The 14,268-nt window shown below is 43.6% G+C and carries 10 protein-coding genes; 3 read left to right on the forward strand and 7 right to left on the reverse strand.

What is annotated here, in order from left to right:
* Positions 1-39 precede the first annotated feature (39 nt).
* Both KDU71_RS00875 and KDU71_RS00880 read right to left on the reverse strand, forming a co-directional pair.
* Positions 40-1,689: a hypothetical protein gene (locus KDU71_RS00875; protein WP_212188003.1), complete on the reverse strand. Its 1,650-nt coding sequence runs from the start codon at positions 1,687-1,689 to the stop codon at positions 40-42.
* 3 nt (positions 1,690-1,692) lie between these two features.
* Positions 1,693-2,478 carry an ABC transporter ATP-binding protein gene (locus tag KDU71_RS00880; RefSeq protein WP_212188004.1) on the reverse strand — a complete coding sequence of 262 codons (786 nt, stop codon included), beginning with the start codon at positions 2,476-2,478 and terminating at the stop codon, positions 1,693-1,695.
* Between the two features lie 209 nt (positions 2,479-2,687).
* On the opposite strand from KDU71_RS00880, the gene KDU71_RS00885 reads away from it, so the two are divergent.
* The 3 genes from KDU71_RS00885 (at position 2,688) to KDU71_RS00895 (ending at position 8,831) form a co-directional block, all read left to right on the forward strand.
* Positions 2,688-3,905, forward strand: coding sequence for an IS4 family transposase (locus KDU71_RS00885; RefSeq protein ID WP_212188005.1), 1,218 nt, complete (start codon positions 2,688-2,690; stop codon positions 3,903-3,905).
* 189 nt (positions 3,906-4,094) lie between these two features.
* Positions 4,095-7,367 (forward strand): S41 family peptidase, encoded by a 3,273-nt coding sequence (locus tag KDU71_RS00890; protein WP_212188006.1) that lies wholly within the window; start codon positions 4,095-4,097, stop codon positions 7,365-7,367.
* 183 nt (positions 7,368-7,550) lie between these two features.
* Positions 7,551-8,831 (forward strand): L-cysteine desulfidase family protein, encoded by a 1,281-nt coding sequence (locus KDU71_RS00895; protein ID WP_212188007.1) that lies wholly within the window; start codon positions 7,551-7,553, stop codon positions 8,829-8,831.
* Between the two features lie 373 nt (positions 8,832-9,204).
* Here KDU71_RS00895 and KDU71_RS00900 read toward each other — a convergent pair whose 3' ends face one another.
* The 5 genes from KDU71_RS00900 to KDU71_RS00920 form a co-directional block, all read right to left on the reverse strand.
* The gene (locus tag KDU71_RS00900; RefSeq protein WP_212188008.1) at positions 9,205-9,708 is read right to left on the reverse strand and encodes a DUF6252 family protein; all 504 of its coding nucleotides are present in this window, start codon (positions 9,706-9,708) and stop codon (positions 9,205-9,207) included.
* Between the two features lie 95 nt (positions 9,709-9,803).
* Positions 9,804-11,078: a DEAD/DEAH box helicase gene (locus KDU71_RS00905; RefSeq protein ID WP_212188009.1), complete on the reverse strand. Its 1,275-nt coding sequence runs from the start codon at positions 11,076-11,078 to the stop codon at positions 9,804-9,806.
* A 148-nt stretch (positions 11,079-11,226) separates the two neighbouring features.
* On the reverse strand, positions 11,227-12,195 hold the full coding sequence (locus KDU71_RS00910; RefSeq protein WP_212188010.1) for a TRM11 family SAM-dependent methyltransferase: 969 nt from the start codon (positions 12,193-12,195) through the stop codon (positions 11,227-11,229).
* A gap of 248 nt (positions 12,196-12,443) precedes the next feature.
* Positions 12,444-13,574 (reverse strand): M14 family metallopeptidase, encoded by a 1,131-nt coding sequence (locus KDU71_RS00915; protein WP_212188011.1) that lies wholly within the window; start codon positions 13,572-13,574, stop codon positions 12,444-12,446.
* A gap of 1 nt (position 13,575) precedes the next feature.
* Positions 13,576-14,178 carry a MarC family protein gene (locus KDU71_RS00920; RefSeq protein WP_212188012.1) on the reverse strand — a complete coding sequence of 201 codons (603 nt, stop codon included), beginning with the start codon at positions 14,176-14,178 and terminating at the stop codon, positions 13,576-13,578.
* Positions 14,179-14,268: the final 90 nt, after the last annotated feature.

The following is a 14,268-nucleotide window of genomic DNA, read 5'->3' on the forward strand; positions in this document are numbered from 1 at the left end:
ATAACAAACGAACTAATCAAATCACCTAACAACGAGAAATTAGTGACTGACTGCAACTTTTTGTGACCGAATCAGCCGGTAGCATAGTACTATTATAAACGGCATCATTACACACAAACCTATTGATACGCCAATGTGTGCCAGAGACACCAGGTAAACCAATCCTATGATGACACCAACCATTACCATACCTAACAACATTTTAAGGGTATAATCACCTTTATTCACCATTTCACGAGCCTGTGAAAATGGTAGCGGTTGTTTTTGCAACTTCACCAGTAAAATGGCTAAAGCAGCACTCAGACTCGCTCCTAATACAATGTGTGGCAATACACTTACCCCCCAAATCCAGATAATAGGCACCAGGTAAAGTACATACAAAGGCAAAAAGAAGGTAAACAAAACTGCCTTTATGGCCCCGGACTGCATATGGTATTTTTTATCGGTGGAAGCCACTTCATAAATCCAGGCGGCCTTAGGCGTATCAGTATACGGTATGATGGATGTACCAATGGTTCCAAAAAATCCTGCCAGAAAAAACATCACATACTTAGAGCTTTGCCCCAATTCTGCTATGTATTCACTAAAGTTATTTACCTGTGGCTTCAAAAAAACAATTACCATAATGATGCTGTAGGCAAACATAGGGTATAACTGCTGCTTCAACTTCCGATCACTTTTAATATGGCTCATGGTAAATGCCCAGCCCATCTTCTCAACCGAAGATACACACAACAGATCAATAACTTTTTCGAGCCATGGTTGCTTTGTATTTACCTCTATAACTTCTTTCTTTTTGGTGACTGTGCCAGTTCCTGACTCAGCTATAATGACATTGAAGCCAGACGATAAAGTACGCACCAGAATTACACTTCCAAGGATTGTAACGCCAATTGTAATCAGAAATAACACCACATCATTACCTTTACCCATACCAGATAAAAAGCGTACAAAACCGGCAAACCATACCGAAGGCACCAACTGAGTCCACCAAGCATGTGTAAAAGTGAGCTGCTCCATATTGGCATCTTCAATAAAATTGGGTACCAACTGATAACTTGCCATGATGATTATCGCCAAACCTATTTGGAGATAGTTGAGCACATCCTTAAAACGGCTGGCACTAACCAATCGCGAAAGGCTCATATAAAAGCCTACCGCCAACAATAAGATGAACCAGGCGCATAAAAACACACCTAATAAAAAAGCTAAAGCGATAAAACCATATTTGATGGCCAGGTAAATACTAAATGGCAGGCTCAAGGATAAGGTAATATTACCAATGTATACCAATACGTGAACCAAGCGCACAATTAATAATGTCCGCGACGAAACAGGCCTTGGCAATAGCACATGGTTCTCATTCTCATCAAACAGCACCGATGTAAATTCGGTGAGCATTATGGTACCAGCAAACACAATCAGAAAAGCATAGAATACTGATAACTGCAGCATTAAGTCAGGTATACGATACAAGCTAAGCAGCATAATGGCTCCTAAAAACGTGTAGATAAATAACTGCTTCAGGAGCGTTTGCTTTTTGCCAGCCGACTGAAAACTATTGGGTGGACGACGAAAATCCATTTTTAGCTTAGCTGCCAGCAATACTTTAAAGTGACGTTCATTCACGCCTAACAGGCTTAAAAAAACACTAAGCGGTGCCGATAAAATACGTTGAATAACACTCATCGCCTAATTTTTAAAAACCTCATCCAAAATACCAGATTCACCTACTCGCTCCTCACCTCCTGTGAGCTTGGCAAACACCTGTTCAAGTGACGCCTTGCTATCTTGTTGCAGCTCTTCAAACGTACCGTCGGCGATTACCTGTCCGTTATCAATCAGGATAATGCGGTCCGATATTTTCTCAACCACATCCATCAGGTGCGAACTGTAAAAGATGGTTTTGCCTTGTTTGGCCAGACGGGTCAGCATATCCTTTACCAATATCACCGAATTGGCATCCAGACCAGATAATGGCTCGTCCAGAAACAGTATATCCGGGTTATTAATCAGGCCGGCAATAATCAATATCTTCTGCTTCATTCCTTTAGAGAAGGTATCCATGCGCTGATTGGCGTGTTGTGACATCTCAAAGTACTTAAGCAATGAGTTGGTTCTTTCTTCTATCAACAAAGGTGACATATCAAACAGCGTCCCTACCAGATGAAGGTATTCAACAGGCGTCAGTGCTTCGTAAAGCGCACCATTTTCGGGTACATAGCCTATTTTCCGTTTGACTTCAATGGCATTGTTACGCAAAGGAATGCCCATCACTTCAATATCTCCATCGAAACTGGTTAGAATACCACAAAGAATCTTGACTGTCGTGCTCTTCCCTGCACCATTGGGTCCTATATAGCCAATTATTTGCCCGCTTTCTATACTCAGGTCAATACCCTTCAGTACTTCTTTTACATCAGCCCCTTTGCCAAAGCTTTTACGAAGTCCTCTTATGTTTATGCTTGTCTGTTTCATTAAGTCAGGTTTAAATAAAAGTTGAGTATTTCAGAAGAAACAGCACTTTGCCTTTCTTCCGTTTAACAAAAATAATAATTCACTTGTATAAATATCCTTGTAACAGAGATTTAAAATCACTAGTGTCCGGTAAAAAGTTACCGGGCAGAACATTTTAAAGAACTGCCCGATATGTCTACTTTTAGTTTACCACAACAAAAAAGTAAGACATGGGTAAAAGTACAATTTTTAGCGGACAGCCTATATTTAATCAGCTGTTAACGTTCATTGACAAGAGTGAGATTAGAAAAATAGCGAAACAACACGATAGTGAACGGTATGTAAAGAAGTTTACGACCTATAATCATTTGGTTGTGATGTTATTTGTTTCATTAGAAGGTTACCACTCGATACGCGAGGTTATTCTAGGTTTACTTGCTAATGCACATAAATTATCCCATTTAGGATTAAGCTATCTGGTAAAACGCAGTACTTTTTCAGAAGCCAACAAACGCCGCAGTAGCAAAGTATTCGAAGACATTTACATGTCTGTATACAGAAAACATGCTTCAAGTTTAGCGGACAGCCGGCTAAAGGAGAAAGAACTCAAGCGTTTGTACATCATGGATTCATCAACCATCTCGTTGTTCAAGGATATTTTGAAAGGAGTTGGGCGCAATCCTAAAAATGGCAAAAAGAAAGGCGGCATCAAAGCACATACGCTTATCAAGGCAGATGAAAACGTACCTTGTTTAATCAGATATAGTGAAGCTTCCAAACACGACCATATGTTCTTACAAGAAGCCATGAACTTGCCGTCCGGTTCAATCATAACTTTTGACAAAGGCTATGTTGATTATGCCCGGTATCAAGCGTTTACTGACAAGTCGATTTGGTATGTCACCCGCTTGAAAGATAATGCACTGTATAAAGCCAGGCAAGAGTTTGATATACCTGACGATGCTGATTCTGGTGTCCTAAAAGATGAAGAGATAGTCCTTCTTTATGGTACTAACAAAACAAAGGAACATAAAGCAAGACGCATTGCATACTGGGATAATGAAAATGCACGAGTGTTTGAGTTTATTACAAATAACATGGAACTAGCTGCAGCAACGATTGCTTATATCTACAAGAAGCGTTGGCAGATAGAGCTGTTATTTAAGCAACTCAAGCAAAATTTTCCGTTGAAATACTTTCTTGGTGACAATGAAAACGCAATTGAAATCCAGATATGGGCGGCAATGTTAGCAAACCTGCTTATTACCCTTGTAAAAAGTAAGTTGAAGCGTAATTGGGCGTTCTCGAATATGGTTTCTATAATTAGGCAGCAGTTAATGAATTACATCAATATATATGCCTTCTTAGAGAATCCCGAGAAAAGCTGGCTTGTACTGATTAAAGAGAATAAAAACAATTATCAAAATTCGCTATTCCCAGAAATTTAGTGGGCTTGCTTTTGAAACCTGAAAATGCCTGACTTGTATATCAGGCACTTATATTGATAAAATTAAAACTATTCCGGTTTACCGGACAACAATGATTTAAAATGCATATTTTAGAACTTCCTTTCTCAGGAAAACTGTTCCTATTTATTCATCAACCTTGAAAACTTATCTAAACCTCAAATTTTTAACATGATTCAACAACGTACCAAATCAACATGCTTAATACTGTTAGGCCTATTGCTCAGTATTATTATAACAGCTCATGCACAAGCTGAAGGCACACGCCTGTTGCGCCAACCCGACATAAGCGATAACCACGTGGTATTTACCTATGGCGGTGATTTATGGCTGGTAGGCAAGACAGGAGGCGATGCCATTCGCTTGACCAGTACACCGGCGGTAGAAAAAGATCCTTACTTCTCGCCCGATGGACAAACCATTGCTTTTACATCAAATCGTTCGGGCACAGATGCGGTTTATACTATGCCGGTAGAAGGCGGAGCTGCAACACGCCTGACGTGGTATCCGGCAGCATCACAAGTGAGAGGCTGGACGCCAGACGGACAGTCTATCCTGTATGCTTCGGACAGGGAAACAGCACCTAGCTCATACCACCGCTTATGGACAGTTAGTAAAGATGGTGGCCCGTCGAAATTATTAACCAAACAATGGGGTACGAAAGCTTCCTTTTCAGCCGATGGCAAATACCTGGCACTTGACAAGATGCGCCGGTGGGATGTCGAATGGCGCGCTTACCGGGGTGGACAAAATACACCATTGATCATTCTTAACCTCGAAACCTGGGAGGAAGAGCTGCTACCTAATGAACGCACAACAGATATTCAACCCGTGTGGTTGGGAGAGGAAATTTACTTTCTCTCCGATCGTGATTGGGTAAGCAATATATGGACTTACAACACCACCAGCAAAGAGCTAAAACAAGTTACAAACTTCGAGAAAACAGACATCAAATATTTAGCTGGTCGCAACACGGAGCTGGTTTATGAGCAGGACGGTTACATTCACCTGTTCAATACCGACACACAAAGCAGCAAACAACTAAGCATCAATGTAGTGGGTGACTTCCCCTGGGCTGATACGAAATGGGAAGATGTGAGCAAAAAAATTGACTTTGCCCAACTCTCGCCAAGCGGCAAACGTGCTATTATGGGAGCACGTGGCGAAGTGTTTACGGTGCCGGTTGAGCATGGAAATGTACGTAACATCACCAACAATTCGCACGCTGCTGAACGCAAACCACTTTGGTCGCCCAAAGGTGACAAAATTGCCTGGTTTTCTGATAAGAATGGAAAATATGAGCTGATGCTGACCACACAGGATGGTCTGGGTGATGTTGAAAGCATTGGTATTGGCGAATCGAAGATGATATGGGAGCCTTGCTGGTCGCCCGATGGCAAATACATTGCTTTTGTGGATGATGACGTACGTATCAGAGTACTTGACATCAGTACCAAGAGTATCAAAACCATTGATGTGGCCGGTAACAACTTTGAACGTGGTGACATGGGTATTACATGGTCTAAGGATTCAAAATACCTGGCCTATGCCAAGGCTGGAGCCAACCATTTCCGTCGCATCCACATCTGGTCATCGGCAGATAACAGTGTGAAGCCGGTTACCAACGCCATGGCCGATGCTTTTTCGCCGGCGTGGGATCGCAACGGCAAACAGCTGTACTTTTTGGCCAGCACCGACCTGGGCCTGGAGTCAAGCTATGTAAACACCAGCGTTATGTCGCCTGACGATGCCCGTTACAGTGCTTATGTTATTAATCTTAACAAAGCTGACAAATCCCCGTTTGAACCACGCAGTGATGAAGAGGAAGTAAAGAAGGAAGAAGAACCCAAAGAGGATGCGGATAAAAAAGACAGTAAAAAGAAGTCGAAAGATAAAGAGGAGGAAACAGATAAAGGTATTACCATCGATTTTGAAGACATTGAAAACCGCATAATGGCCATGCCAATGCCCAAACGACAATACCAATATACGCTGGCAGGGCCCGAAGGAAGTGTTTTCATCAGCGAATCAACAGACAAGGGCAATACGATTCATAAATTCACTTTAAAAGAGCGTGAATCCAAAGAGTTTGTGACAGATGCGCGCTCGGTTTCCATCTCTGCCAATGGCAAGCAGATGCTGGCAAAGATGGGCACATCGTGGAAAGTGATGGGAACCGATAAGCCCAATGGGAAAGACGGTAAAACACTCAAAACAAACCTGAATACGAAGCTTGACCGACAGGCTGAATGGCAACAGATGTTTGAAGAAGCCTGGCGCTATCAACGCGATTTCTTCTACGATCCGAACATGCATGGACGCGACTGGGGTGAAGTATATGAGCGCTATGCACCACTTGTGCCATATATCAAACATCGCAGCGACCTGAACTATGTGTTGGACATGATGAATGGCGAACTATCGGTAGGTCATAGCTTTGTTTTTGGTGGTGACATGCCTGAAGTGGATAAGGCATCAGTGGGGCTGTTAGGTGCCGACTTCAATGGCAATTCCTCACATTGGCAAATCAAACGTATTTATACAACCGAAGTGTGGAATCCTGACTTATCAAGCCCGCTTCAACGCCCTGGCTTAAAAGTGAAAGAGGGTAATTATTTAGTGGGTGTTAATGGAAAAGAAATAACCACAGCAGATGATCCTTATATGGCACTAGACGGCACACGTGGTGTACAAACCGTTTTGCACATCAATTCAAAAGCTGCTTTTGAAGATAGCTGGACCATTACGGTAAAGCCAATCGCCAGTGAACGTGCTTTGCGTCAGCGTGCCTGGGTTGAGGACAACCGTCGTCTGGTTGATAAACTATCGGATGGTAAGCTGGCCTATGTATGGGTGCCCAACACGTCTAGTGCCGGATTCGTTTCCTTTAACCGTTACTATTTTGCACAGCAGGATAAGCAGGGTGCTGTTATTGATGAGCGTTTCAATGGTGGTGGCTTGCTGGATGATTACATGGTTGACCTGATGAAGCGAGACCTGCGGGCAGCCTTGACCAATGAAGTTCCTAATGGTTCGCCAATTCTGTTACCAGCAGGTATTAAAGGGCCAAAGGTGCTTATCATTAACGAAATGGCAGGCTCTGGTGGCGATTTCTTCCCATGGGCCTTTAAGCAGCAAAAGATAGGTCCGGTAGTTGGTGCCCGCACCTGGGGCGGATTGGTTAAATCTTCGGTGCATTATCGTCTGGTAGATGGTGGCGCGCTTACCGCTCCTGATAATGCTGTATTTGATCCTATTAACAACGAATGGGTAGGTGAAAACGTTGGTATCACTCCAACCATCGATGTACGTATGGATGCTCAATCAATGGAAAAGGATACCGATCCTCAATTAGAAAGAGCAGTTAAAGAAGCTCTATCTCGCATCAAGGAAAAGAAGGTAATTACACCGCCTTCGTTCTCCACTCCTGCAGTTAAGAAATAATCACCTAAGTATATGATACAAGAGCCGCTCATCACCGAGCGGCTTTTTGTTTGGACTAAAGGCAATGCGCTAAAAATCATGACAAAATTCATGAATGCTAATAATCATATTCTATACCCGATATTCCTGTTATTTTCGGTGCGAAATTACGTACAGACAGTCTGATTTAATGTAAATACAGTCATGAATAAAGCCGATACTAGATACACCGCTTACATTAATATATTGCACGAAGAGCTAATGCCGGCCATGGGCTGCACAGAGCCTATTGCCATAGCCTATGCTGCCGCAATGGCCCGCAAGATAATGGGCCAGATGCCCGATCGTGTATTGGTGGAAGCCAGTGATAACATCATTAAAAATGTAAAGAGCGTGGTGGTGCCCAATACCGGCAATCTGAAAGGCATTGAAGCGGCTGCAATAGCCGGTATAATCGCTGGCGATGCAGATAAGGTATTGCAGGTGATATCGGTGGTGAATGATGAACAGCGCAGCGAAATGGCCCACTTTCTTCAAAACAAAGAGGTAAAAGTGGTGGCTTCCAGGAGTGGTGTTATTTTCGATTTAGTTGTGAATGTGTATGCCGGTAAGTCACATGCCTCGGTGCAGATATCACATTATCATACTAACATTGTTCGAATCGTAAAAGATGGTGAGGCAACTGTCTATACCCACCATTGCGATGACGTGAGCAACAAGCACAAAACCGACCGTAGCATAATGAGTGTGGAAGATATCGTTGAGTTTGCCGAATCGGTGGATGTTAACGAAGTGAGAGACGTATTGAAACTGCAAATAGCACATAACACAGCCATTGCCCAGGAGGGCATCAATGGTAACTGGGGTGCCAATGTAGGCTCGGTACTACTGAATAGCTGGGGTGATGATATTAAAGTACGTGCTAAAGCTATGGCAGCGGCTGGGTCCGACGCACGAATGAGTGGCTGCGAGCTACCGGTGATGATTGTTTCGGGCAGTGGCAATCAGGGACTGGCCACGTCTGTACCGGTGATTGAATATGCCAAAGAGCTAAAAGCTGATGAAGACAGTTTGCTGCGCGCATTGATTGTAGCCAACCTGGTCACTATCCACCAGAAAACAAGCATTGGGCGTCTATCAGCTTTTTGCGGTGCTGTTTCAGCTGGAGTTGGTGCCGGGGCAGGCATCACCTTCCTGTATGGCGGACGATACAAAGAGGTGGCACATACCATTGTGAATGCCCTGGCCATTGTTTCGGGCATTGTGTGCGATGGCGCCAAACCGTCGTGTGCTGGCAAAATAGCTTCAGCAGTGGAAGCAGGCATTTTAGGCTATCACATGTATAAAAATGGCCAGCAATTTTATGGTGGCGATGGCATTGTGGTAAAAGGTGTTGAAAATACCATCAAAAACATTGGTCGCCTGGGGAGTGTGGGCATGCGCGAAACCGACAAAGAGATCATCCGCATGATGCTGGGTGAATAGATTTTACCTGGAGATAAAAGCCACTAGCTTCTAGGGTCTAGACTTTAGCTATTTCCATGGCGCTTAAATTTCCCATGGATATCACGTCAATGAATTGGATATTGCGCTAAGCACAAAAAATACCTACTGACACATATTCGAATGCCCTGCTGCAACTGTAAAAACATCGTAGCGGGGCATTATTTTGAAATTCCGCTTGGATAACCAGGCAGTTATTCAAACAAACACATCGGGCCTTCAGCCCTGTATTTAGCTCACTGGCATGGAAACAGGCTAAAGCCTGTTCTGGTCCACATCGCTCTTACAGAGCTAACACTCCTTCGTAAAAATTGCATGAAAGGCATAAACGTATTAAAGCAGGTCGGCAGGTTTGTTAGTAGGTATTAGTATGCTCGTAGGCGACATTAAATACACCATCAGTCATTATAATTGGCTCGCCATCAGTTGTGGAATCTGTAAACTTAATTTGAAACTCTCCACTAACTCGCTTATTCTCCTCATCAATCTGATGTATAATAAGGTAAGTCTGCTCGCTTTTAATACTCTCATAACGCCATGCCACACCATCACCACCAATAATGAATGCTAAACTGGCGTCAAAATCCAACAGCTTTTTGTCAGGCTCAATGCTTGCCTTATTAATTTTAATAGTCATTGCTTCTTCCTGATAGTAATCCGGATCCTCTACTGCTGCAGAGATCGACAACTCATCAAACTTCTCATTTAGGTAACTCCAGCTGCGGGTAGCTAACCAGGTTTCATTATCCTTTTCAGCCTTAAAAACAAAATCTGCTACTTCAGGATCATTCGTGTTATTCTCACATGAGCAGATGACGAAGCTGACTATTACAACTGCAATAAAATTCAAGTATCTCATATCAAGGCTATTTATTGGTTAATTTCCTTAAGATGTCGATACCAACAGAATGGTTGCGTTATCAATTTAAGAAACACACCCATACCTTAGAACTCCTATCTCTTTTTCCTTCTAAAATCCGGATTTTGAGCCCCCCGCTTTTTATTCCGGTTAGCAAAATACTCTTGTTTCCTGCGCTGCTTTTCCTTCTCAAATTCCTTCTTTTCTTCAGCATTCATTGGTTTGTCGGTCTGCGGGAAAGGATGATCGCGCACCACCTCAATCTTTTGCTTGATCAGGTTCTCAATGGCTCTTATATAGGCATTCTCTTCAGGCTCGCACAGGGAGATGGCCACACCCTCTTCTCCAGCCCGGCCACAGCGTCCAATACGGTGTACATAGGTTTCTGACTCGTTGGGGATGTCATAGTTGATAACGTAGCGTAGCTTATCAATATCAATACCACGAGCTGCAATATCGGTCGCCACCAATACGCGTATTTCGCCTGCCTTAAATTGCTTCAGAGCTTTCTGTCGTTGATTCTGACTCTTCTCGCCATGTATGGCAGCACTGCTAATTTTTTTCTGACGCAGGTTACGTACGATGCGATCGGCACCGTGCTTGGTGCGCGAGAACAGCAATACCTGTTCCATGTCCTCGTCCTTCAGAATGTGTAGCAGCAGGTTCTTCTTACTTTCCTTATTGGTGGTATATACATGCTGTTGAATGGTTTCGGCAGTTGAGGATACCGGGTTTACCGTTACCTTTTGTGGCTTCACCAATATTTGCTGCGACAGTTTGAGGATCTTAGGTGGCATGGTTGCCGAAAAGAACAGCGATTGACGTTCCTGGGGCAGCATCACCAGCAGTTTTTTGATATCATGAATAAAGCCCATATCCAGCATGCGATCGGCCTCATCCAGCACAAAATACTTAATATCACGGAAAGAAATAATGCCTTGCTCCTTTAAGTCGAGCAGACGCCCTGGTGTGGCTATCAGCACATCCACCCCTTGCCTGAGCGTTCGAACCTGCGGACCTTGTGGCACACCGCCAAAAATAACGGCGCTTCTTAGCTTAGTGTACTTACCATAGGTTTTAAAGCTTTCGCCTATTTGAATAGCAAGCTCCCTGGTTGGTGTTACTATCAGAGCCAGCATCTTCCTTCTTCCGCGCTGACCATCGATATCCTGCATGGCATGTTGAATGATGGGGATGGCAAAGGCAGCTGTTTTACCAGTGCCGGTTTGTGCACTGCCCAGTACATCTTCACGCTTAAGAATAAAAGGAATAGCTTCGGCCTGAATGGCGGTTGGGTGTGTATAGTTTTCATCCCTTAATGCCTTGAGAATGGCAGGATGTAAATTTAAATCTTCAAATTTCACTTGCATATTTTGCTGTTAATAACGGCTCGCATACTAATAGTGGTGAATTACGAGCTCATTGCTATCAAACCGCTACGCCGTTGTGTATTATTTTGCAAAGATACTACTTTAAAGGTTAACAGCCGATTTTAATTTTAAGGTCCATGCTTATGGCTCAAACAAGTTCTGTTTCAATTGCCACTTCCTCCTTTTCACACACCCATATATTTCGGGCAAACTTTTTACCCTTTTTCTCCACCTGACAAACATCAGCCACCTTAAGCCCTGCCTGGTTAATAATCACTTCAATATCCGAAGTTGATACAATAATTAAGCGTGTGGCCAACTCGGCCGCCGAACGGATGATGTGTAAAGAGTTATCATCATCGGAATGGCTGAATAAATTGTATGGCAAGTCAATAATGGCAGCATCATACTGTGTGCTATGGTCCTTTAAGTCGGTGCGGTACACATTGGCCGTATAGTTGTAATGAGCCAGATTTTTGCGCGTTGACACACAAGCTTTCCAATGTATGTCGCAGCCCTCAATGTGAAGGCCTGAGATGCAGGCTTCGAGCATAACAGTGCCCACCCCACAACCGGCATCTAACAGCCGTTTGTTTTTATCACCTTGGGAGGCAATGCTCACAAGGGTTTTGGCAATATCCATGTTGATGGCACTGCTGAATGACACCGGCTTATTCTTGTGCTTAAACCAGTCGGTATTGTGCTTCACCAGCTCCCCAAAGTACCAGGTATTTTGGTAGCAGGCGATTGAATAGATGATGGTGGGCGTCACATAATCGGGTTCACCTTCAATGCAATAACCCACATCCTTTAGCTTACCAAGGCGCTCGTTATAGCTGGTTGCATCCCCTTCGAGCAACAGGTATTCTGCCTTGAAGCCATCAGTGCAAATGTTTTTCTGACGGATGCAATCAATCAGCTGGTCGTAATCATTGGCCATGGCCATAATATCCAGCCTGTTTTTAACAAAAGGACTGATTGACGGGTCTATTTTAATATTGGTAAATAAGAGCTTTTGCCGGACTTCCTCCCCAAAAAGTTGCCGGGCTTCCAACTGACATAACTCGCTATTATGCGTGTCGTACTTAAATGTATAGATGTGGTTGTATTGGCGCATAATAAGTGTAATGTATTTTGAGTTGTTTTACTCGCTTATATATATCTGGCTGTTATGCCTGGCACAAAGGTATCTTAGCTGTGTAAGACTGCAAAATCTGACGATTAAAGATATCTGAAACATCATTAATTCAGATAGAACTGCTCCTAACCATCAATTATTTCATCCAATAATCCCACTAATATAAAACAAACGCAAATAATTCAAGTGAATCATCTGCGTTGTCAAATATTATCAATAGCTAAGCTCTATAAATTATCAACAATGCTCAACAGCACGGGCACCAGCGATTTGCCCAGTTTAATGGAGCGTTCGGGCGACCAGCCCAGCTCTGCGTCAGGGATATTGGCGTTTTGCTTAAATGGCATTTCCAGGGTTTGCGACAAACAGTGAAACTCCTCGCCCAGATTTTTAGAACCAATCTGCAGGTTAGCTTTACCCGGCTCATTCTTTGGGTAGCCATATTCCTTCTGCATATCTGGATTAATGGCCATCCAGTTACCTATAAAACTATCGGTTAGTTGCTTCAGCTTGTCGTCGAATGAAGGGATACCTTCGATACCCGAAATAAAGTTATATGGCAGGCCTTCATCGCCATGCACATCAAGCACAAAGTCCATACCTGTTTCTCGCATTTTCTCTTTCACATAGTACACCTCCGGACTGTTTTCGATACTTGGCTCGGCCCATTCGCGATTTAGGTTAACACCTTTGGCATTGACCCGCAGGTTGCCCAATATGCTGCCATCAATATTCATGTTGGGCACCAGGTAGAAATTAGCCTTCTGAAGCAGGGTAAGGGCTGTGGCATCCTCTTCATCCAAGAGGCGCTCAATTAAGCCCAGCATAAACCACTCAGCCATTGTTTCGCCGGGGTGCTGGCGGGCTATCACCCACAATTTTTTCTTCGAGTCGTTGTCGTCACCAATCTTCAGGAAGTCGATGGGGCGCCCCTGTGTGGTATGACCGATACACTCCAGCGCACATTTAGGCGATAACTGTGCCTCATTGATCATGTCGAGGTGTTGCTCATACGAGAAGGGTGCAAAGTAGGCGATATATACCGAGTCGTGCTCAGGTGTCAGCTCCATGCTTAAAATCTGTCCATCGTACTGCGTGGGTATTTGAAACCAGGTGATACGATCGTAGGAAGCGCGGGCCTGGTAATTATCCCAGCCTTCGGGGTAGGCCGCATCGCCGGCATTGAGCAGATTGAGCTTACAGGCCGTGTCTTTGGCTCCCTGCACACGAAAATAGAACCACTGCAGGAAATCGGACCCGCTGTCTTTTCTGATATTTAATTGTATGTCTTTGGGGTTGTCGGCTTTGATGACTTCTACATTACCGGCATCAAAGGTTGAGGAGATTGTTATTTGCATATTATAAAACGTTTAACTTCTTAATAAAATCAAGCACTATATTGCCAAAGTTGGTCATAAACAGTTTAATGGCCATCGCCAGGAGGATAATACCAAAGAACTTCTTAAGTACATAAATACCACCTTGTCCAATGACGCGTTCAACCAGCTTGGTTCCCTTAAGCACACCATACACAACAATGATGTTCAGTAGCAAGGCAATAATGATGTTAATCGTATCGAACTCGGCCCTCAAGGATAGCAATGTAGTAAACGAACCGGCCCCTGCAATCAGCGGAAAAGCAATGGGCACAATAGAGGCTCCCGATGGCGAATCGTGCTTAAATATTTCAACACCCAGTATCATCTCAAAGGCCATAACAAGCAGCACAAACGAACCTGCAATGGCAAATGATGAGATATCGACCCCAAACAAACTCAGGAGCGCTTCACCCACAAACAAAAAGACAATAAGGATTGTAAAGGCAACCGATGTGGCCTGAAAAGCTTTGATGGGTCCGCTCTTCTTCTGAAGATCCAGAATAATAGGTATTGACCCAAGAATGTCAATCACCGCAAATAATACGATAAAGGCTGAAACAATTTGTAGATAATTAATGTCCATAGAACGAGGTTTTGAGCAAATATATAGCAAAATAACAGGAAGCATCGGGTTTAGTTGAATACAACCCACATGTTTTACGACATCCCTGGT

Source organism: Carboxylicivirga sediminis, from assembly GCF_018156225.1.
Lineage (GTDB): Bacteria > Bacteroidota > Bacteroidia > Bacteroidales > Marinilabiliaceae > Carboxylicivirga > Carboxylicivirga sediminis.

What these genes read in the sequence shown, in the direction of transcription:
- KDU71_RS00920 (WP_212188012.1), bottom strand. Translation starts at nt 14,178, where the DNA reads ATGGACATTAATTATCTACAAATTGTTTCAGCCTTTATCGTATTATTT.
- KDU71_RS00885 (WP_212188005.1), top strand. Translation starts at nt 2,688, where the DNA reads ATGGGTAAAAGTACAATTTTTAGCGGACAGCCTATATTTAATCAGCTG.
- KDU71_RS00910 (WP_212188010.1), bottom strand. Translation starts at nt 12,195, where the DNA reads ATGCGCCAATACAACCACATCTATACATTTAAGTACGACACGCATAAT.
- KDU71_RS00895 (WP_212188007.1), top strand. Translation starts at nt 7,551, where the DNA reads ATGAATAAAGCCGATACTAGATACACCGCTTACATTAATATATTGCAC.
- KDU71_RS00900 (WP_212188008.1), bottom strand. Translation starts at nt 9,708, where the DNA reads ATGAGATACTTGAATTTTATTGCAGTTGTAATAGTCAGCTTCGTCATC.
- KDU71_RS00890 (WP_212188006.1), top strand. Translation starts at nt 4,095, where the DNA reads ATGATTCAACAACGTACCAAATCAACATGCTTAATACTGTTAGGCCTA.
- KDU71_RS00880 (WP_212188004.1), bottom strand. Translation starts at nt 2,478, where the DNA reads ATGAAACAGACAAGCATAAACATAAGAGGACTTCGTAAAAGCTTTGGC.
- KDU71_RS00905 (WP_212188009.1), bottom strand. Translation starts at nt 11,078, where the DNA reads ATGCAAGTGAAATTTGAAGATTTAAATTTACATCCTGCCATTCTCAAG.
- KDU71_RS00915 (WP_212188011.1), bottom strand. Translation starts at nt 13,574, where the DNA reads ATGCAAATAACAATCTCCTCAACCTTTGATGCCGGTAATGTAGAAGTC.
- KDU71_RS00875 (WP_212188003.1), bottom strand. Translation starts at nt 1,689, where the DNA reads ATGAGTGTTATTCAACGTATTTTATCGGCACCGCTTAGTGTTTTTTTA.